The 20,056-nt window shown below is 31.6% G+C and carries 19 protein-coding genes and 1 tRNA gene; 13 read left to right on the top strand and 7 right to left on the bottom strand.

Going from position 1 to position 20,056, the window contains the following annotated elements; genetic code table 11:
- Positions 1–23: 23 nt before the first annotated feature.
- Together deia_RS00670 and deia_RS00665 are read right to left on the bottom strand one after the other, a co-directional pair.
- Positions 24–518: a hypothetical protein gene (locus deia_RS00670; protein WP_146820255.1), complete on the bottom strand. Its 495-nt coding sequence runs from the start codon at positions 516–518 to the stop codon at positions 24–26.
- Positions 515–1,591 carry a DUF262 domain-containing protein gene (locus deia_RS00665; RefSeq protein ID WP_161982759.1) on the bottom strand — a complete coding sequence of 359 codons (1,077 nt, stop codon included), beginning with the start codon at positions 1,589–1,591 and terminating at the stop codon, positions 515–517. The genes deia_RS00670 and deia_RS00665 overlap by 4 nt, the downstream gene beginning before the upstream one ends.
- Positions 1,592–1,862: 271 nt before the next feature.
- On the opposite strand from deia_RS00665, the gene deia_RS00660 reads away from it, so the two are divergent.
- Together deia_RS00660 and deia_RS00655 are read left to right on the top strand one after the other, a co-directional pair.
- Positions 1,863–2,090: a helix-turn-helix transcriptional regulator gene (locus deia_RS00660; RefSeq protein ID WP_146820253.1), complete on the top strand. Its 228-nt coding sequence runs from the start codon at positions 1,863–1,865 to the stop codon at positions 2,088–2,090.
- 19 nt (positions 2,091–2,109) lie between these two features.
- Entirely contained in the window at positions 2,110–3,183 is a 1,074-nt protein-coding gene (locus deia_RS00655) for an AAA family ATPase (protein WP_161982757.1), read from the top strand.
- A 209-nt stretch (positions 3,184–3,392) separates the two neighbouring features.
- On the opposite strand, the gene deia_RS00650 is transcribed toward deia_RS00655, so the two are convergent.
- Positions 3,393–3,469, bottom strand: a tRNA-Arg gene (locus deia_RS00650).
- A 110-nt stretch (positions 3,470–3,579) separates the two neighbouring features.
- Between deia_RS00650 and deia_RS00645 the strand changes: the two genes are divergently transcribed.
- The 3 genes from deia_RS00645 to deia_RS00635 all read left to right on the top strand — a co-directional run bounded on the left by deia_RS00645 (position 3,580) and on the right by deia_RS00635 (position 12,546).
- Positions 3,580–7,200 carry a type IV secretion system protein gene (locus deia_RS00645; protein WP_146820251.1) on the top strand — a complete coding sequence of 1,207 codons (3,621 nt, stop codon included), beginning with the start codon at positions 3,580–3,582 and terminating at the stop codon, positions 7,198–7,200.
- 89 nt (positions 7,201–7,289) lie between these two features.
- Positions 7,290–7,664, top strand: coding sequence for a YraN family protein (locus deia_RS00640; protein ID WP_146820250.1), 375 nt, complete (start codon positions 7,290–7,292; stop codon positions 7,662–7,664).
- 133 nt (positions 7,665–7,797) lie between these two features.
- Positions 7,798–12,546 (top strand): Smc domain-containing protein, encoded by a 4,749-nt coding sequence (locus deia_RS00635; protein ID WP_146820249.1) that lies wholly within the window; start codon positions 7,798–7,800, stop codon positions 12,544–12,546.
- A 4-nt stretch (positions 12,547–12,550) separates the two neighbouring features.
- On the opposite strand, the gene deia_RS00630 is transcribed toward deia_RS00635, so the two are convergent.
- On the bottom strand, positions 12,551–12,751 hold the full coding sequence (locus deia_RS00630) for a hypothetical protein (RefSeq protein WP_146820248.1): 201 nt from the start codon (positions 12,749–12,751) through the stop codon (positions 12,551–12,553).
- Positions 12,752–12,922: 171 nt separating this feature from the next.
- Between deia_RS00630 and deia_RS00625 the strand changes: the two genes are divergently transcribed.
- The 3 genes from deia_RS00625 to deia_RS00615 all read left to right on the top strand — a co-directional run bounded on the left by deia_RS00625 (position 12,923) and on the right by deia_RS00615 (position 15,371).
- On the top strand, positions 12,923–13,696 hold the full coding sequence (locus deia_RS00625) for a ParA family protein (RefSeq protein ID WP_146820247.1): 774 nt from the start codon (positions 12,923–12,925) through the stop codon (positions 13,694–13,696).
- 5 nt (positions 13,697–13,701) lie between these two features.
- The gene (locus deia_RS00620; protein ID WP_146820246.1) at positions 13,702–14,568 is read left to right on the top strand and encodes a ParB/RepB/Spo0J family partition protein; all 867 of its coding nucleotides are present in this window, start codon (positions 13,702–13,704) and stop codon (positions 14,566–14,568) included.
- Positions 14,569–14,651: 83 nt separating this feature from the next.
- A complete protein-coding gene (locus tag deia_RS00615) occupies positions 14,652–15,371 on the top strand; it encodes a hypothetical protein (protein WP_146820245.1) in 720 nt (239 codons plus the stop codon).
- A gap of 4 nt (positions 15,372–15,375) precedes the next feature.
- On the opposite strand, the gene deia_RS00610 is transcribed toward deia_RS00615, so the two are convergent.
- Genes deia_RS00610 through tmk form a run of 3 tightly spaced genes read right to left on the bottom strand, consistent with a single transcriptional unit; the run spans position 15,376 to position 17,390 of the window.
- The gene (locus tag deia_RS00610) at positions 15,376–16,137 is read right to left on the bottom strand and encodes a phage BR0599 family protein (protein WP_146820244.1); all 762 of its coding nucleotides are present in this window, start codon (positions 16,135–16,137) and stop codon (positions 15,376–15,378) included.
- A gap of 4 nt (positions 16,138–16,141) precedes the next feature.
- Positions 16,142–16,732, bottom strand: a complete 591-nt coding sequence (locus tag deia_RS00605; protein WP_146820243.1) for a DUF2460 domain-containing protein — start codon at positions 16,730–16,732, stop codon at positions 16,142–16,144.
- 55 nt (positions 16,733–16,787) lie between these two features.
- On the bottom strand, positions 16,788–17,390 hold the full coding sequence (tmk, locus tag deia_RS00600) for a dTMP kinase (RefSeq protein WP_146820242.1): 603 nt from the start codon (positions 17,388–17,390) through the stop codon (positions 16,788–16,790).
- A 119-nt stretch (positions 17,391–17,509) separates the two neighbouring features.
- Here tmk and rpsD point away from each other — a divergent pair, with 119 nt between their 5' ends.
- The 5 genes from rpsD to deia_RS00575 are packed head-to-tail and all read left to right on the top strand — an operon-like array spanning position 17,510 to position 20,001.
- Complete coding sequence (gene rpsD / locus deia_RS00595) at positions 17,510–18,112, top strand: 30S ribosomal protein S4 (RefSeq protein ID WP_146820241.1); 603 nt, start codon at positions 17,510–17,512, stop codon at positions 18,110–18,112.
- Positions 18,113–18,127: 15 nt separating this feature from the next.
- Positions 18,128–18,436 (top strand): 30S ribosomal protein S16, encoded by a 309-nt coding sequence (gene rpsP, locus deia_RS00590; RefSeq protein ID WP_146820240.1) that lies wholly within the window; start codon positions 18,128–18,130, stop codon positions 18,434–18,436.
- A gap of 11 nt (positions 18,437–18,447) precedes the next feature.
- Positions 18,448–18,780 (top strand): 30S ribosomal protein S10, encoded by a 333-nt coding sequence (rpsJ, locus tag deia_RS00585; protein WP_146820239.1) that lies wholly within the window; start codon positions 18,448–18,450, stop codon positions 18,778–18,780.
- Between the two features lie 5 nt (positions 18,781–18,785).
- Entirely contained in the window at positions 18,786–19,118 is a 333-nt protein-coding gene (gene sdhD, locus deia_RS05955; protein ID WP_146820238.1) for a succinate dehydrogenase, hydrophobic membrane anchor protein, read from the top strand.
- A complete protein-coding gene (locus deia_RS00575) occupies positions 19,105–20,001 on the top strand; it encodes a type II secretion system protein (RefSeq protein WP_146820237.1) in 897 nt (298 codons plus the stop codon). Before sdhD ends, deia_RS00575 begins: the two co-directional genes overlap by 14 nt.
- The last annotated feature ends 55 nt before the right edge of the window (positions 20,002–20,056 follow it).

Genomic DNA, 20,056 nt, shown 5'->3' with positions numbered 1-20,056 from the left:
TCAAACATTGAATCATGAGCAATTTACATTTGCGTAGGTTTGTATAATTCTACCACTTTTTTTAGAAACTGTTCTGTTTGCTTTACATAGTCTTGTTTTATGATTGTATCCAGTGAGTAAATTGCTGAATTTTGTGATGGAATTCTAAAATGTGCAAAACTATCTCGCAATTTTTTAAGGTTTTTTATATCATTAAATATTGATTCTTTGCTTATTTCGGTTAAATATGTTGCCTTGCCTAGCAAAAATAGCAATACATCTATATAACTTTTATGTTCATTGTAATACTTCCTTGAGTCGGCAAAATATTTTGCCAGTTCATCAATATCTTTTAAATATGTTTCGTATATTGACTGTGCCTTTTTATTAATTTCCTCTATATAGCAAATAACAATTAATCGACGAAATGCATCATCAATATCGTCCTTCAATGTCAATTCCCCAGTTAGCTTTCCTACTTCTGTTGCCTTCTTAATCCATTCTTTTGTATCGGTAAATTCGAGGTCTATCTCAGTCATAACTCTAACTCTTGTCCTGTAATTACATCGTAAACTTTTTTTATTCTCCTTTTAACAACGCCTCCCTGTGCCGTTCCGCCCTGTTTTGTGAATGCGTCATCTTCAAAAATACTTACATCTTCTGCTGACATTGTGTAAGTTATATTTTTATTTTTGGCAATTAATACAGCCGTGTACACGGTTTCCACTATGATATTTTTTTTACCAAGGTATTGTTTTAAAAATTCCTGAATTGCCTCATCTTTCATTATACTTTGTAATGCTTCGATTTGGGCTGTAAAATCAATTTGCTCTTTATCTACTTTTCGCAAAAATGAAGTTAAAAAATCTTTCATAGGGGCTTTATATTCAGTTAAACTGTGTGATAAAGATATTATTTTTAAAAGACTTTCAGCTCTTTCGTGGTCTGGGTATGACTTATTCTCTTTTTCTTTTTTTGGAGATATTTTGATACTTTTCTTCCAAATGTCAGTATTTGACAAATCCTTTATACTCTTTAATAACTCTGATTTATTCCAAATTGCCAATCTTATTTCACTTGGCGTCAGAGTTACACCCCCAGTATTAAGCCTTTCAAAAATATAATATATACTGATTGCATCTTTATCTTTATTTGTGTTTGGAGTTCTTATTGTAATTGCATTAAGATATGCATCATTAAATCTTTTCTTATCTTCTTCGTCAAGAGTCTCGTATGTTTTGCCTTGTCTTGGATTTAAATCTTCTTTATGATCAGGAAAATCTAATGCAAAAATTTCACTTTTAGACTCATCCCACACTCCTTTAACAAACCTTCTTATTGTTTCAAGTCTTTGTTTACCGTCAATCACGCATCTTTTATTATCTTCATTAATATACATAAAGATACTCGGTACAGGAATGTTACGCAAAAATGACTCTATTAAAAGACTTGCTTTTTGTTTATGCCACACGTATTCTCTTTGAAAGTCAGGGGAAAGCTCAATGCTTCCTTCATCAATCCATCTCACAAATTCAAGTAGCCCCCTTGAGTTTGGAATTTGCTCTATTTCAAAGAAACTGCCAAATTTATTATTAGAATTTTCATCAGTCATACTAGTATTTTTTTTTACCTTTTTACTCAAATAAAAAAGCATTAAATTAATTTGTCAAGGTTATTTATACACAATTGTCCAAACAGTATCTTTCGCAAGCAAGACTAAATTACTGAATAATTAAGTCATTTTTCCACAATCCTCATTTTTTGACCCAAAAAACCCTAGTATTTATCGGGCTTTTCTGCGGCCGTGAAAAGAAATCATTTTCGCGTCTTTATTATTAATAGAGGGGCATAGTTTTTTTGCCTCCAGTTTATTTTTTGTTTTTATGACTTTATGTTTAGACAAAATCCAGCCAAATAAGCTGGTTGGTTGCGATGAAGCAGCTAAAATCCTTAATGTTAAGGTGCAAACTTTAGCAAAATGGAGATGCAACAAGAGTGTTTACCTTCCGTATGTAAAAATTGGAAGCAGAAGAGTTTGTTATTATTTATCGGATTTGATGAATTTTTGCCAAAGAATTGAATCAAATTCAGAAAATCATAGCTCAATTTAATTTACTTTTTTATATGAATATGGATAAATACTTAATAAATAACGCACTTCCTGTTGTAAATGGTGAGAGGTTATTACAAATGGATATACCGCCACTGCAAAATATAATTGATCCAATACTTCCTGTTGGAGGAATGGGTTTGATTTTTGCAAAAAGAGGAATTGGAAAAACACATTTTTGCATAGAAATTGCATATGCAGTAGCAAATGGAATAGGATTTCTTAACTGGTCTGCAAGCAAATCAAGAAAAGTTTTATACCTTGATCTTGAAACCCAGATTGCGGCAATTAAGCAGAGATTTGAAGTAGTTCACAATAGACTCAACATTCCAAACGGAATGAAAAATATAGAGCTTTTTAATCACGCTCTTTTTGACAAAAACTGTACCGAGATGTTAAATATTGATAATGATAGGCACAGAGAGATTTTAACCAATACAATTAATAATCTTAATGTTGATTTAATTATTATGGATAATCTTTCAAGTATTAGAAGAAGCGGAAATGAAAATGATGCAAAAGATTGCCATAAAATCATCGAATGGGCACTTCTTATGAGAAAGAATGATAAATCAATCATTTTCGTTGGCCACGAGGGCAAAAAAAGTGAAGGAGATGCTAAAACTCTTCGTGGAAGCTCAAGAATGGAGGATGTTGTTGACACTATTATAAACCTTTCTGAAATTCCAAATCAAAAAGGCAATATTAAGTTAATGTTCACAAAACACAGACACATGAGTCCAGATCTTGCAAATCCAATTAATATGAATTTTAATCCTGAAAATGGGTGGTCTATAATTGGAGATTATATTCCTGAAGACGAGAAGCTAATGAAAAAGAGGAATTTAGAAATTTTGCAACTAAAACTTCAAGGAATTGAAAATAAAGAGATTTGTAGCAAATTTCAAATAAGCAAATCCGAATTTAGTAAAATTATAAACAAATGTAAATTTATTAAAGATGAAATGCGAAAAGTAATTGATTCTTTACTTTCAAGTGGAAAGACGGAATCCGAAGTTGCTAAAATACTTGGAGTTAAAAATTTAAGTGAAGTTAAACATTATTGCTATAATGTTGAAGTTGATTTTGGTTAGTTTTTTTAGTTTCCTTGTTTCTTTTCCTTTAGTGTTGGAAACGAGGAAACGGGCGTCCAGTTTGGAGATTTGAATGTATTTAAATTGACATTCCTTCCTTTTCAACTAGTCTGAAAATGGGCTGCTGGGCTTGAAAATGTATTATTTTGTACTTAAAAAAAGCTATTCAAACCACTCAAAAAACCTCGTTCGGAAAAGGTTTTTCAAACTGGTGCACCCGTAGGGATTCGAACCCCAAACCTTCTGATCCGTAGTCAGATGCTCTATCCAGTTGAGCTACGGGTGCATATATTTTTGTTTATAGTAGTTTTTTTAAATATCAATATTTTTTTCATAAAAAAGTTGATTATTATTTTATCATAATCTTAATTTCAAACAGCAATACATATTTTAGTCATGAAACGAATATTTACAATTTTGTTACTTTCTATACTTATTGTAAATTTTGAAACAAAAAAAGCTTTCTCTGGTGCAGGTGCTGCATTAATTGGGATGACTTTTGCAAATATGGCATTACAAGATGCAGATGATGACTATAAAAAAAATTGCCCTATTGATTTTGGAGCCCTTGTAAAACCAGTAATGGGATTTGCAGGCCCCCCGGAAGAGGCTTATGCATGCTTTGCAAATACTATGGGTCTTGCAATAACAACTGCTGCTGCATATGAAGCTGCAAGATTTGGTGCACGCGTAGGACTTATATTTGCATATTCATTAAAGTTTGGTGGAGCGCCACCAACTCAATTTGAAATGTCATTAATTAATGCAACTGCAGAGCTTGCAGGTACCGGCGCAGCAATAGGTGCAGCTATGGCGTATGTTGGGATATTAAATGCAGCCTCAAATGGTGCCAAGAATCGTGCAGAAATATGCAAAGATGACGTTGATAGCAATAAAAATAACTACTTTCCCATGGCTTATAGAGATTCTTCCATAGCCTCAATATTAAAAAAGAGTGGTCTTCCAGTTGTAACACAAGATAATATCAATGATACATATGGAAAGCTTTGCGTTCATGATAAAAAAAATGATAATTACATTTGGATTCGAAAAAATGAATGTATGTGGATTGGGGATGTTCAGTTTTGTGCTTATGCTTACAAAGGCGACTCTCAATTACTTTGCCTTCGCACTTCCTCAACATGCCCATGTAGACACCCAATTGACGACGGCTCAGATACAGAGCCAACAGTAAAAGCATCCAATGAAAGCCTTTATTATGACTCAAGTGGAAATATCGTCATTGAAAACGATAGTCCAAATTTTCTGAAACATTGCAGAATGATAAAATCTGGTGACTCATTTGCATTTAACATAAATAGTAATCCCATTGTTTCAAGAGCTTGCTATCAAGATGGAGATACAAAAAATCTTGGACAGATACATTTTACAGCAAAAATTGCACAATGTATAACTGAGACATTTTTTAATTTTCTACAAAAAAGAATAACACCAATTACAACACTTGCATCACTAAGCGATGATAATATTAAAAAAATGGACTCACTCGGTGATGATATTATTGTGCTAAATGGAATATATAGCAGTGTATGGAATTTTATTTCAGCACAGCCTTCAGATTTAGTTACATTTCCATCAATGGATATTATTGGAATTATTAAAGCATTAAAAAGCAATCCATCTTCCCACCAGTTAACTGCAACATTGAAAAATTACGATCTATATAAATCAAGTTTACAAAAAATACCAGATGACCCATTTATCAATGCCACTGTGCCATCTGCATCAAATATGACCCCTTTTATAAATGGCGTTGGTGCAACAGGCAATGCAATTAGTGAGGCTATAAATACAGCTAAAAATGAAAGAGACAATATAGCAACAAGTGGAATGTCATCCAGCGATGCCCAAACATTATTTACACGACTACACGATGCAATGAAGGCAACGGTATTAATGATATTTCTAATATATATAAGCTTTTCTGCCGCAAAAATATTATTTGCCGCAGGAGAAGTTAAAGCAAAAGATTTTATTCAAAATCACTGGATATTCATTATTGTTGTAGCATTTAGCTTAAATGATGGATGGAAATATATCGGCATAAGAACAATTACAATGGCAACTAATGCTGCAATGGATATGGTCGAAGAAGTCACAAGAAAAGATAGTCGTGATGGATGCTCGTATCAAGCCAAATATTTTCCAATTTCAGAACCAGTCTTTGCTTTTGCACCTCAAGGTTACAATTATTCAGACTTTAACACAATAATTAAATTACCAGATTCGGTAAAATATATTAAGGGAATCGGTGGTACAAATTTACCAAATGATACTAAGTTATATTTGGATAATTTATGCACTAATTTACAAGGCAGCGGAAGAATAGTTATAATGCCAAGTATTGGCCCAGACGGCAAATCTTATGATAGATTTTTTTGCAGAAGAGGCCCGTATCTACCTACCCCATCTTACAATTATCCATTTTTACCAATCGAATTACCATCTCAATTAATTCAAAGACTCCAAAATAATGGCATTCAAAGTAGCTATATGCCAGTGCGCTGCACAAATCAAAATGGAGATTTATTATACTGGAATGATAATAAACAAGATGCATCAACTTCAGGAAATATAAATACCCCTTATTATGCAACTTTTACCAAACGAAATGGTAGAGAGTATATGCTCTGCAATCCAACAGCAACAAGCGGGCCAACATATACAGCGCCTGGTTATCATTTAAGTGATTTAGAAGCAATGGGATATATTCTCAATAAATCTGCATTTTCAAATATATCAACTGGTTCAAATCTTTCTTTTCAAGACCTTGTAACAAAAAAAACAACGATAGTACCAACAGATGCATCAGGTGTTGTCTTTACAGCTTATTATATAGCAGATTCAAGTGGATCACTATCGCTTCCATTTAGTCTGCAAAATATACCTGGAGCATTTTCAAAAAGGGTCGAAATGGAAAAAATCAAAGATTTAACAGATCAAAGTAGAAAGAATATCAATAATTTAACAAGAGGATATCCAATAGTTTCTCAAAAAGACACAGGTGCACAGCTGGATTTATCTTATCTTGGTAGATTTGATGAGCTTGATTGCAAAATAGAAAAGTATTTCATGGGGATGATTGATGGCTTGCCTGGGGTTTTTAGAATTGCGTGGATGGTATTCTTTCAAGGTCCATCGGGGTGTTTTACTGCAATAGCAGCTTTGTGTTCAGCATTTGGAGTTTTTGTTATATGCCTTAAAGTTGCACAAAATTTTATTGTTGGAATTTCAACAGCCTATATATGTGTTTATGTTTCACCAATTACAATGCCACTTGCGTTATTTTCTTTTACAGCAGATGTTTATAAAAAATGGCTTGATACATTAATATCAAGTATAACATCATCGTGTGCGTCATTTTTAACAATATACATAGGCACAACACTTATGGATACGGCAATGTATGGAATGCCAGGTGATTATGGATATGAAAAGCTATTTAATGTAGATGGTACATATAATTACGATTGCTATAAACCAGATCCAAATTATGATGTAACAATGGCAGACATTGAATCTTTGCCATACGCATGCCTTCTTTTGCTTGCATTTGCAAGCACAACAGTTAATCCAATGTGGTTCTTTGGAATGATGCTTTTCCCAGGCGTTGGTATGTATATGGCAATTACAGCAGTTGTAACAACAATGATTATCACAACAGCAACCGGCCCAGAATTACAGTATATTTTCTTCATTAAGAGTGTAAAAATGCTTTTAGTTGTTGTTATATCGCTTGATTTTGCAAGCAAAACTGAGTCAATTATGATTAAAATGTTTGGCGGAGCTGATTTGTCTTTGAAGGGTGGTGTTGGCAATATCAATGATGCAATGAGTATATCTGGCGTCATGAGTAAAACTACTGGTGCACTTGCATTTGCAGCAAAGAATGCTAGAAATTTATCAGAAACTATGTGGAACAAAGGAAAGGCTGGATGGGCAAATTACAATTCTAGTAAAAGTGGGAGTGGTGGTGGTAATAAATCTGGCGGCTGAAGCGTGGGTGGTTAATGATATTATATGAAATATATTTTACTTGATAATTAGTTTTGTTGCTATTGGAGTTGCATATATTCTATTGCATAATGATAAAAACATCTCTGTTTAATAAACAACATTTAAAAGGTTTGTTTGGAGAAATTTTTGTTATAATGTTTTACTTTATTACTTTTCATAGATTATTATATTTTCGCTATCAATCTAAAATTGGTGAGATGGATTTGATATTTCGTAAAGATAAAATGATAATTTTCTGCGAAGTAAAAACAAGACTTGGTTTAAAGCTTGATATAGATGTAATAGCAAATTCGATAAGTTTTCATCAAAGACAGAGGCTTGCTAAGTCGTGTCAAAATTTCATTTCAAAATCAAAAAGATATAAGGATTTTGATTATCGAATTGATCTTGCTATTGTAAATTCATTTTTTAGAAAACCATTTATTATAAAGCATTTTTTATAGAAGAAAACAACCAATAATTATAGCTTTAAGTCAAAAAAATAGGCATAATTATCATTATTTCCGCATTTTGTAGAAAAAGGTTGATTTTAAAAAATATATACCTTATTATTGGTGTTGTGTTTGTTTTGGTAAAATGGATCAAAATCCTTTGGGTCTAGATATATACGAAGATGCCTTAGAGCAATTTACCGATCGTGGCCTTGCAACCGTTGCAAACCAACAGATTAAGATGCGTGTCAAAACTGAAGAAAATAAAGGCTTGCAATCAGGAGATGAAAATTTGCTAGAAAATCAAGATCAATATACACAAAGAGATGGTGCACAACAAATACCACAGTCAATTGTAAAGCAAAATAACAAGCAAAATTCACAACAGCCAATTCCAGGACAGCAGGATCAAAATAGTGCTAGAACACAGTTTAATAATTTTATAAATGGCACTGAAGCACAAGAACCACAACAAATTAAAACTGCAAGAGAGCTTAATCAAAAGCTACAAGCTCAAGGTTATAATCTAAATACACAGAACAACAATCCTAAACAACCTCAAGCCTCAAGACCTCAAAGTTCCCAATCTCAAAACTCATCAAATTCAATAGATATAAATCAGGTTCAAAGATTAGATATTAATAATACAGGCGCACAGAAACAAAAACAACCAAAGCAAAATAATTTTGTAAATCAATCACCAAGCAATTCCACTCAGAGTAATAATCTTCAAAACGTACAAAAGGAGCTTGAAACAGCAACTTTGGCACGAATGATACAGATGGAAAAAGAATATCCTAAAAAAATGCTTACCGAAGATGAGCAAAATATAGTTAATGAAATTGAGAAAAAAATGCAAAAGAATAAAAGCACTATTGATGCAACTGACAAATTTATTAGCGATAGACCAAATGACGCAACGGTGAAACAAGTATCGCAATATTCAACAAACAAGAATATATTGCAGGTAATTCCAAAATCTTTTATCGGAGGTAAGGATAAATTCATGAAGCAATTAGAGCAAGGGATATCTTCGCCTGAAAAAATTTCATTTACAGATAGCGGTATTATAAAAATTGACAACAGTAATCTTTTATTTACACAAGATCAATTTTCTACACCGCCTGAAAAAGAGGCGGGATTAAAAATGACACAGGCAATTTTTCATCAGGCTAAAAAAAATCATGCAATACAACAAAATAACGCACTAGAACAAGAAATACAAAAAATCAGAGATCCATCGCCTGAGCTAGTTGCAATACAGAAGGCTATAGATGGCGCTAACAAAACAGTTAATCGTGCAAATCAAATACTTGATAGAATAAAACAAAGCGAAGAAAATGCAAAAAACAAAAATGATGGATTTACACAACAAAAACCTTTAAGCCCACCGCGCCAATCATTGCCACCAACTCGGAACTATGAAGTGCAAGATCCATCTGGCATTAAGCCAAGTACACAGATGAGTGAAGATGAATTAAAAAAGCAGTCACAAGCAATTCAAGCTTCATTAAATGAAATTGATCAAAATAAAGCAAGTATTGAGCAAGATTTAGCAAAGATTAACGATTTAGTTGCAGAGTCAAAGAAATTTACACAAGATACAAATCAGCGTATATCAGACAATGTAGCCTCGATAGATGAAATGCAAAAGGCAATAAAGGCAATTAAGGATGCTAATAACGAAAAACAAAACAATCTTGGTGTATTATCAAAGGCTGGTGATTTAACAAATGATGATAGATATCGTAACGCTGCTGGTACCAATAGTATATCATTAGAGGAAATGAAATTGCAGAACAATATTGGAAAACTTCAGATCGAAAATCAGACAAGTAAACTAAATACACAGAAACAACAAACTTTTATTAAGGATTGCGAGAGTAGAGCATCTGAGTTAAATCAAAAAAAAGTAGAGCTTGATAAGCAAAGGCAAGGTTTAGAACAAAGTGCACAGGAGATTTCAAATGTAACAAAAGAAAAGCAGGTAAATAAAGGCGACATTAGCAAACTAGAAGATGAATTGCAAAAATTAAATCAAGAAGAAGCTGCAAATAAATTAGAGCATAATAATAACACCAAGACATATACAGATAATAAAAATACATTTATACAAGAGAGAACAGGCTTAAAAAATAGAGAAGTTTCAACGCAAGAAGAATTTGATAAATTTAAGAAAGACATTGAAGAATTAAAACAAAAGGGTGCTGATAATAAAAATGTATATTTAACAAAAGAACAAGAATTTACTCAAAAACAAGAAGAGATACAAAAGAAAAAAGATTTATTAAATGCCAAAATATCAGATTTAAAGGTAAAAAATGGAGAGCAAGTTGCTCCACCCGATCAGCAAAATAATGAAATACCAAATGAGCCTAAATCAAATCAAATACCAAAGAAAAGCAATACTAACAATCAACAGCCGAAAACAAGCGAATTAGACAGTATTCTTAAAGAAAAAGAGGCATCTTTTAATAAATTATTGCAGGAAAAACAAGAAAAAGAGGAACAGGCAAGGCTGGAAAATGAACGCCAAGTAGCAGAGCAAAAACAAAAAGAAGAACAAAGACAAAACCAAATATCAAATTTGGAATCGTCTTTACAACAAAATGAATCTGTTATAGATAAAAAATTACAAGATGGACAAGCCATTGAGGCTCAGCTGCAAGTTATAGAAAACCAAATGGAGCAAGATGGTATATCAGCTGAGGATTTTAACAAACTACGACAAAGCGGAATTGATGAAATAGATAAATTAAATCAACTAAAAATCGAACTTGAAGAGGCAAAGAAAAAAGCTCAAGATGATAGAGAGAAATTAAATGAACTTGGACAAAATCCACAAGATAATAATCAAAACAAGTCAATTGATGTTCGAGAGAAACAAGATTTTGGAGTAGTTCAAGCAAATAAACTTAAAACAAGCCTTACAGGTAAAATGGAAGGTGTAATGCAGCAATATAATGCACAATTAACAGCAACTCAAGAAATTGCAAAGCAAGGTATTGATAATCAGAATATCCCCAACATACTGCAGCAATTATCCGACATTGATAAAAATCTCAATACAATTGCACAAGATAGAAAAACAGCAATTACAGAGCTAAATAAATTGCAGTCAACTATTCCAAATTTACAAGACTATGTAAAGCAAAATAATGCAGATGCAATGAAAATAGAGCAGGAAATAGCCAAGGCAAAAAATGGCATTGCTCAGTCTATGACGAATGTATTGCAAACTATGAATGCACAAGATCTGCAATCGTTACAAGATGCCATTAATCAATCTCCAGACTTGCAAAATAATAATATAACACAGCAATTTCAACAACAGATTGATAATCGTCAACAAGAGCTTCAGCAACAACAAGATCCGCCATTAATTCTTTTTGACGATGAAAACAAAGATCAAGAAATCAATCCAGAACAGCAAAATGAAAATCAACCCACTCCACCGCAAGATAAATTAGATGGAAAAGGTGAATCTCTTGAAGCGCAAAATATTGAAATCACTTTTGACGATGGTATCCAGCAAGGCAAAGATGAACAAAAAAATAAGGTAAACGAGGCAGCGGAAGCTTTCGGCAAATTTGGTGGCGGCATAGATAAGTATCAAAATCAAGAACCGCAGCCAGAACAGCTAGAACAGCCAAAACGAATGACGGTTTGGGATCAGATACAGCTTTTTCATGAACAAAGACGAAAGCATCTTCAAGAAATTGAAGCAAAAAGAAAGGCAGAAGAGAAAGCAAAAGAGTTGAGAAGGAAAAATGGAATTCCAGAGCCTAGTATATTTGATGGTATAAAAAATTGGGCCAAGGAGAAATATCAAGGTATAAAAGATTTTTTCAGTCCAAAAAAAAAGGAAAATAAATCAGCCCTTGAAGCAAGAAAGGCGTTTGCAAATGTGTCAGATAGAAATGAATATGAACCAGAGCCAACAAAAAAAGTAGATTTAGAAAAAGATTTTCTTCCCCCAGATCAAACTAAAAAGCTGCAAGAGGCAATGCTTGCAAAAATGAATCAAGCAACACTTGGCCTTAAAAACCAAGACGTTAAAGCAAAAGGCAAACCAAAAGCTGATAATCTTGAGCAAATGATTAATAATATGAAATTCTTACAAGAAGGATCTAAAGTTCCGGATGGTCATACAGCAATGAAAATAAAAGTTAATGGTCAAACATATACAGGTATAGTTCCAACTGAAAATACTAAGGCACTTGTCAGCAATACACCAATGACATCTGTTGCACCTAGAAAAAATGGCATTGAAAATCAAAATGTAAAGATGTCACCGGAGGAACTTCTTAAAAAAGGCGAGGTATTAAAACAAGAATATTTGAACAAATTAGACAAAACAATGAATACACTAAATGAAAAGAAGTTTCGTGGTCAAGATGTAAAAGACATAGAGCAACCAGTGAAGAGTGCTGAAAAGATTATATCCAAAGAAAAAGCCACAACTACAAAAGATAATTTTGCTCGAAAAAGTAATCCAGTAGCAAAACATAGTGACGATTTTAACATTGGTATAAAACAAAATCCAAACAATAAATCAAATCTTGAACCAGATTTAACGAAAACTACTGAGATAAGACCGAGAACTGAAACACAGTTAAATAAACGGCAAAACAACTTAGACGACATTAATGATGAATTGGGTACAAACAGTGATAAAAAAGTTGCAAAAAATCCAGAAACTCAAAGTATGCCGGAAAAACAAAATAATGAAAGTATCAAAAAGAAAATAGAGCCACTCAGTAATGATGGATTAGATAAGAAACTTAAACAGATATTGGAAAGCGGAAATATTAAAATTGATCCATCAAAAAAATACAAGACTGCGGACGATAACTTTCCTCCCAAACAACAAAGTACTGGAATTACGCACTAAACTTTTAATATCCAACTGAATATCTGGTGCAACTGACATAATAATTTGCCCTTTCCCATGTTTGCCATGCTTGAGGGTCAAGATTGAACATATAAGGATTTGCAATACAACCGCCAGTTGACATCATTCCACCAGCACTTCCATAATAACCACCAGCTGGTGCAACACATGAGCAAAGTAGCAGTAATGATACAATAAATCGCATAAATTTACTTACTTGTTAAAACAATTTTAATTTCTATAATTAATACAAATACAAAAAGCAAGCATTTTTTTAACCATATTAAATAAAACTAGATTAGAAATATAAAAAAAATCTTGATTTTTAAAAACTTTAAACTGGATATTGATTAGAGGAAAGTTTTGATGTTTAAAAATGCCAAAAAAGATTGTTTCGGTAATAAATCAAAAGGGTGGGGTTGGAAAAACCACAACCGTTGTTAATTTAGCGACATCGCTTGCCGCAATAGGGCAAAAAACTTTAATTATCGATCTAGATCCACAAGGAAATGCATCAACTGGCGTTGGAATACCGCAAAACAAAAGATCTTCAACTATATATAATGTATTTTCAAAAAATGTTGAAATCAAAGATGCTATACACCATAGCGGAATATCAAATCTTGATATAATTCCATCTGCTGTAGAGCTTGCAGCAGCCGAAGTTGAACTATCTGGACAAAGAAATTTACTCAAAGAAATATTGAAAAATATTCACAACGACTATGACATTATACTAATAGACTGCCCGCCATCTCTTGGAATGCTTACAATTAATGCTTTATATGCATCAAATTCAATTTTAATACCAGTGCAATGCGAGTTTTTTGCTCTCGAAGGCTTGAGTCATTTAATTAAAACGTACGAAACTGTAATACAAAATATAGATGGCAACCAAGATCTTGAAATTGAAGGCGTATTACTTACGATGTACGATAAACGAAATAATTTGACCGAAGAGGTGGAAATTGAAGTAAGAAAGGTATTTGGAGAAGCGGTATATAAAACCGTAATTCCAAGAAATATAAGGATTTCAGAGGCTCCATCATACGGTCTTCCAGTAATGATGTACGATATTGCTTGCCCTGGTTCAATTGCGTATATCAATTTAGCCAAAGAATTTGTTCAAAGAAATGGCATTGTGATATAAAAGCTATGAATACAACAAATCAAAAACTTGGCATGGGTCTTGACAGTTTATTTGGAATGCAAAAAATTGGACAAACGCCAACAGGAAATATTGAAATTGATGTATCATATATTCAAGTTAATGCAAAGCAGCCAAGAAAGACTTTTGACACTGAGGAAATAATGAATCTTGCGGAATCAATTCGAGAAAATGGCATATTACAGCCAATACTTGTTAGAAAAATTAATGATAATGAATATGAAGTTATCGCTGGCGAAAGGCGTTTGCGAGCTGCAAAGTTACTTAACATGCAAAAGATTCCAGCTATTGTAAAAAACTTAAGCGAAGATAAGGCATTTGTTGCAAGTATTATAGAAAATATACAAAGAAGCAATTTAAGTTTAATAGAAGAAGCTGAGTCGTTCTTGCGGCTTCAAAATGAATTTTCACTGACTCAAAATGAAATTGCAAAACAACTTGGAAAACATAGAAGCCATGTTGCAAATATGCTTAGAATATCAAATCTTGATGGCGAAATTAAAGATTTTATCGAGAAAAACAATATATCATACGGGATTATTAAAGTTATTGCCGGAAGAGACGATGTCTTTAAATTACTAAAGCTGTGCCATCAAAAAGCGCTAACAGTAAGACAACTTGAGTCTTTTATCAAAAAACTTGATAACGAAAGCAATAATAATGAAAAGGCTAAAATCAATCATAGTCAAGAAGATTTATTAAAGTTGAAATCTCTGCAACAAGAAATTATGCAAAAATTTGATATAAAAATTTCATTTTCTCAAAACCAACAAAATAAATCAAACGAAGATATTTGTCTATCGTATAAAAACATTGATACATTAATCAAGTTTTTGGAAAATATAACAAAATAAGCATTACAATCTGCGTAAAATATTAAAAAATAACCTTGACTATTATTGTAATTTTTTTAATAACTGAAAAGTTATTTCATTTTATGATTAAAATTAGTCAGAAAATTAAAGATTTAAAAAACGATGTCCTAGAGTTTGCAAAGCCACACTGCGAATTTCACTATCAAGCATCATATGAATACTATAATCTTGGGTGCGGATATTTAAAACTAAATATGCTGGAAAATGCATATAAATTTTTTACAAAATCAATTAATATTTACAAGGAAAATGCCGATAGTCATTACTGCAGAGGGTTTATGGAGTATTTATTTGGGAATAAAGATGCCTCATATGCCGATTTTCGTGAGTCTTTTAAACTGCGAAATGTAAATTACGATAATAAATATGTATCAAATTTTATAAAATATGACCCATATCCAAAAATTAATAATGTCGAAAATTTCACTTTTTACCATCACACTAACGAAAATACACAATATAAAGATTTAAAGAAAATAGAAATAAATATATTATATCAACATGCCGATATTGCATTTAATGCTAAAAATTATGCAGATTTTGTGTCAATTTATGAATCTTTGATAAAGTTAACCTCAGATGCACATTTTGTATATCATGTCGATCTTGCTAATAAATATTTTGACATAGCCAGAGAATATCACAATGAAGGTTTTACATATGAAGCGATATTTTTTTGCCAAAAAGCACTCGAAACAGATGATAAAAACCCACACAATAGCGCTTATCAAAATTTATTATCACTTTGTCAAACTTCAGTAATAGAAGATCAAAGTGCCTAATGTGTTAATTATTTTTAATAAAAGGATAGCCTCTAAAATTAATTATATTATTAAATTTTTTACATGCACTAACTGTTTTTTCGCATGGCTGAATTAAATTAATTGTATCGCCTATATTAAAATTATATGCCGATAATACAGAAATTGTATTTGTTTTATGGCTAATAATTCTTGTTTTAAATTGTTTCTGATTGTTTGCAATCTGTAAATATCCACCAAGAAAAAAATCATCTTGTTTTTCAATATTAGTTACAATTTTATTTACATTTATTACATCAATAACACTTGCAATAAATGTGTTTTCAGATAGATCTTTTTTACATCTTTCATCACCAAAATCAGATGTGCACACTGGAGAAAAAAAATCTCCAATTGCGTTATCAATATTTGAAGATATGTCTGTAAAAAATATATCAATTTGATTTGCAGATATTGTATTTACCTTTATAATAAATCCAGAAAATAAAACCTCATTATTGTTTTCAAAACATACGGAAATTTGAACCTTGTTTGGCCTTGCGGATATAATAGATATAATTTCTTCTGATGGGGCAAAAATCGTTATTGTATTGATATTTTTTTGACCAATATTTTTAAAATTTATTGTAAAATCATGCAAACCACTACCGCATTCTTTGTTGTTAATTATAATTTTTTCACTTTGATTTGTAAATATATAATTTCCATCATCACTTATAATTTCGGCAATAAAGTATATTGATTTCATATTTTTTATAGCATCAAGAATTTCATTATTTTGTATCATAATTTTATAAAACCTCTATTAAATTAACATCTTTTAATTGATATGATGTATTGGTGTAAAGCATGATATTTAGGAAATCTGTATCAAAACGCATTTCAATATCAAATACAAAATCTGCTGTAATTACTTGCCCAGACGCAGGTTTGACTTTAAATTTAATAATACCAGTTGTAAAATCAACATCATATAGAGATTTATCACATACTTTATTATCTATATATATAATAACGCTTAATGGTTTTGTAATTTTCCTTTCAATATATTCGTCATCTATAATATAGCTTTTAATAATTTGGAATGAGTCTAAAATTCCATCTCCAATTGCAATTTTCTGATTTTGCGCAGAGAAATCAACGAAATCGCGAAAACGAAATGAATATTTTTGCCCCATGCAAAGCCTAAAAAATGCAGATATTGCATCAATATCTTCTTTTGAGTTAATGCCGGTTGATATATTGTATTTTATTTTTGGATATTGTAAAATACTGGTTCTGTATTCAACTCCAGAGATAGTTTGGTTAATTTTTGTTGCAAATTGAGGTCCTCCAGATGAATTTTTTGCTATATTTAATGGGAAAGTGATATTTTTGAACATATAAATCAAAATTTGCTATGTTCAAGTAAAAGGTTTTATTTTATGGAAGCATTTTTTATTTTAATCTTTGTAAAATGTCATTAAATATTATGTTTGCAATTTCATCTTTACTTTTTGATGCATCTATTATTACAAATGAATCATTTTTCATTGTTAAAAATCCATTTCTCATTTTATTAAAAATTTCATTAGACATTTTATCAAAACGAGACTCATCTCCGCGGCTTGAAATCCTTTTTTTTGCTTCCTGTACATCTAGGTCTAAAAAATATACAACATCTGGCATAATATTATTATGCAATTTATTGTGCAAATCGAGTATAAGGTCTAAATCACCTCCAAAGCCATAGTGTTGATAAGCTATAGTTGAGTGAATAAATCTATCACATATAACTATATTTCCATCTTTTATTTTTGGAAGTATTATCTTTTGCAAGTGCTCATATCTAATAGCATTTAGCAGTATCAATTGCGTTTTAACATCTATATCTTGATTAATAATTATATCAAGAACATTTTCAGCCCATGGAATAAAACCGGAGCATCTTGGCTCTGATGTAAGAAAAGTTTTTTTGCCATTTTTTTTCAGTAAGTCATTTACGAGAATGCTTTGCGATGTCTTGCCACATCCGTCAATTCCCTCAATTGTAATAAACATTTTTGTATCTTTTTTTGGTATTTAGAAAAATATTATTTTTTTTTGCAAGTAAAATCTTGACAAATATTTTTTTATGTTTTTACTGAGGTTAAGTTTAAAGTGTCTTTTGTAAATTAAGAATGAAAAGTAACGGCTCTTATTCAAGAAAAGTTGGTAGAGAAGTATGGCATGGCGACATGGGTAAAAAAAATTATCGCAAAGGTCAGCATGGTCCATCTGGGATGACAAAGAGATCTGTTTTTGGTAAACAGCTCTTAGAAAAGCAGTATGTTCGCTATCACTACGGACTTATGGAAAAGACTATGTTTAATCTAATGAAAAGAGCGAAAAAAATGAAAGGTAATACAATAGATAATATTGCTTTGCTTCTTGAATCACGCCTTGCAACTCTATTGTATAGAGCCAATTTTGCAAAAAGTATCTTTGCCGCCGGTCAAATGGTTTTACACGGCAAAGTGAAGGTTAATGGTAAAAGAATTAATCTTCGTGGCTACAATGTAAAAGTCGGCGATGTTGTTGAAATTGTTGAACCTTATAGATCAAATGAAAACTTGAATTCATCAATCACTAACCCAATTACCCAATCACCTGACTATATAGTTGTAGATAAAGATAAATATTCAGTTTCTCTTGCAAGAGAGCCTGGTTTTAAAGAAATTCCGTTCCCATTCAAAGGAATTGATAGCAACTTGATTATTTCGTATTATTCAAGAAGGTTGTAGTATTTTATATTTTATATGTCATTAAAAATTAGATTATCAAGAGGTGGTAAAAAAAGCCAGCCTTGTTACAGAATTGTAGTTGCAAACTCAACCTCACCTAGAGATGGTAAATTCATAGAAAATATAGGATATTATCATCCAACACTACCAGACACCGGAAAAAGATTAAGCCTAGACTCAGAAAGATTTTTATATTGGTTTAAAATTGGAGCAAGACCAACAGATAGAGTTGCAAGACTTGCGCACAAAACTTCAGAGCTGAAAGCTGTGGTAAGTGAGTTTTTTAATCCACAAAAAAATAAAAAGAGCAAAGAAAGTAATTAATTTATAGAAGTATGATAGTAATGAAAGTAAAAGTTTCTGCATTTGATAGCGATCTTTTGGATAAATGTGTTGGAGAAATTTTATCAGTTGTGTTTCAATCTGGGGGTATTGTAAATGGTCCAATTCCACTTCCAACAAAGCACAAAAGATATGTATTAAATAGATCTCCTCATATTGATAAGAAGTCCAGAGAAGTTTTATATTTAAACACTCATACAAGAGCAATTTATATTACAACAGATGGCGAAAATACGATGCAACACATTAAAGATATCAATATACCAAATGGGATAGGTGTAACAGTAAAAATTGTAAAGAATATAGAATCAAAAAGTCGTAATTAGGTTGTATGTCTTATCTATCTCATTGGATAAATCAACGAATCAGTGGACTATTTCTCTTAATATCTTCTATTGCTTGTATATTTTATATTCTTAAATTCGACTTAAATAGTGCAATTAAATCAGCTATATTTTCCACTTTCTTTTTAATCTTTGTAAATTCTGGAATTTTTCATGGTTTTATTGGCATAACTACAATTGCGAATGATTACATTAGATCAAAAAAGATATTAATTCTTCTGATTTCAATAATATGCATTGTCGCAATAACATCATCTTTACTATTTACAATATCTTGGATTAAATATTTTACGCTTAATTTTATAAATGAAAAGATCTAAAAAGCGTGGATTTACAATGGTAGAATTAATTATTGTTATCTCTGTTGTTGTATCCATGACATACATAAGTCTTCTTGCTGGTCAGAGACTACTGAAAGCTGCAAATGTAGCGAGGATAATATCGGAAATGAAACATTTTTCCTCTGGAATTATCGGATTTTATCAATTACGAGGTTATTATCCTGGTGATTTAAACTCAACCGGTATGCAAGCAAGCTTGTCTAGCTCTACAATCTTATATAATCTGAATAATGTAAAAGATAATTGCCCAGGTTTAACAAAATGCAAGCCTGCCACCGGTCATATATCTGGCATGAAATCCATTATTGCATTTCAACAAATGGCAAAACTTGAATTTATAACGAGTCAAATTGATTTAACAAAAACAATACAAACAAGTGGCGGATGTCCGTCAAGTGCATCTGAGAATTTATTTACACTAAGAAATTCAATGATACCAGGGTCAAGCTATAGCCGTGAAATAGGATGGATGATTGGGCGAGATTTTTCTGGCATAACAGAGCTTCTTAGCCCAAAAAATAGCATTATTTACGATTCATCTATCTATAATAATTTTGATGGAAAAATAAGGCTGATTTTATCAAATCTTTCATCTTATTCAGGAACTATGGCATCATGTGATATAGATGTTGCAAATACGAATAGTTTATTTTTTGGAAGCGGAGCTTTATCTCCAAATTACGCAGAGGATATAGATATAAAAATAGATGATGGCAAGCCAAGCTCTGGCAGAGTTGTAAGTGAAAATGATACAAATGGCAATGGATGCACTGATACATCAGCTACTATTTTAAGTAGAAAATATAAAGATTCCAGGGAAGAAGATCCAAAGAAAATGTGTATCATGACCTTTATTGTGTAAAAATTAACTGATATTAAAAATAATACTTGATTTTTATTAATATTTAAATATATTT

The sequence above is a fragment of the Candidatus Deianiraea vastatrix genome (assembly GCF_007993655.1).
GTDB classification, from domain to species: Bacteria; Pseudomonadota; Alphaproteobacteria; order Rickettsiales; family Deianiraeaceae; genus Deianiraea; species Deianiraea vastatrix.
This window is presented reverse-complemented; position numbering and strand designations above follow the sequence as displayed.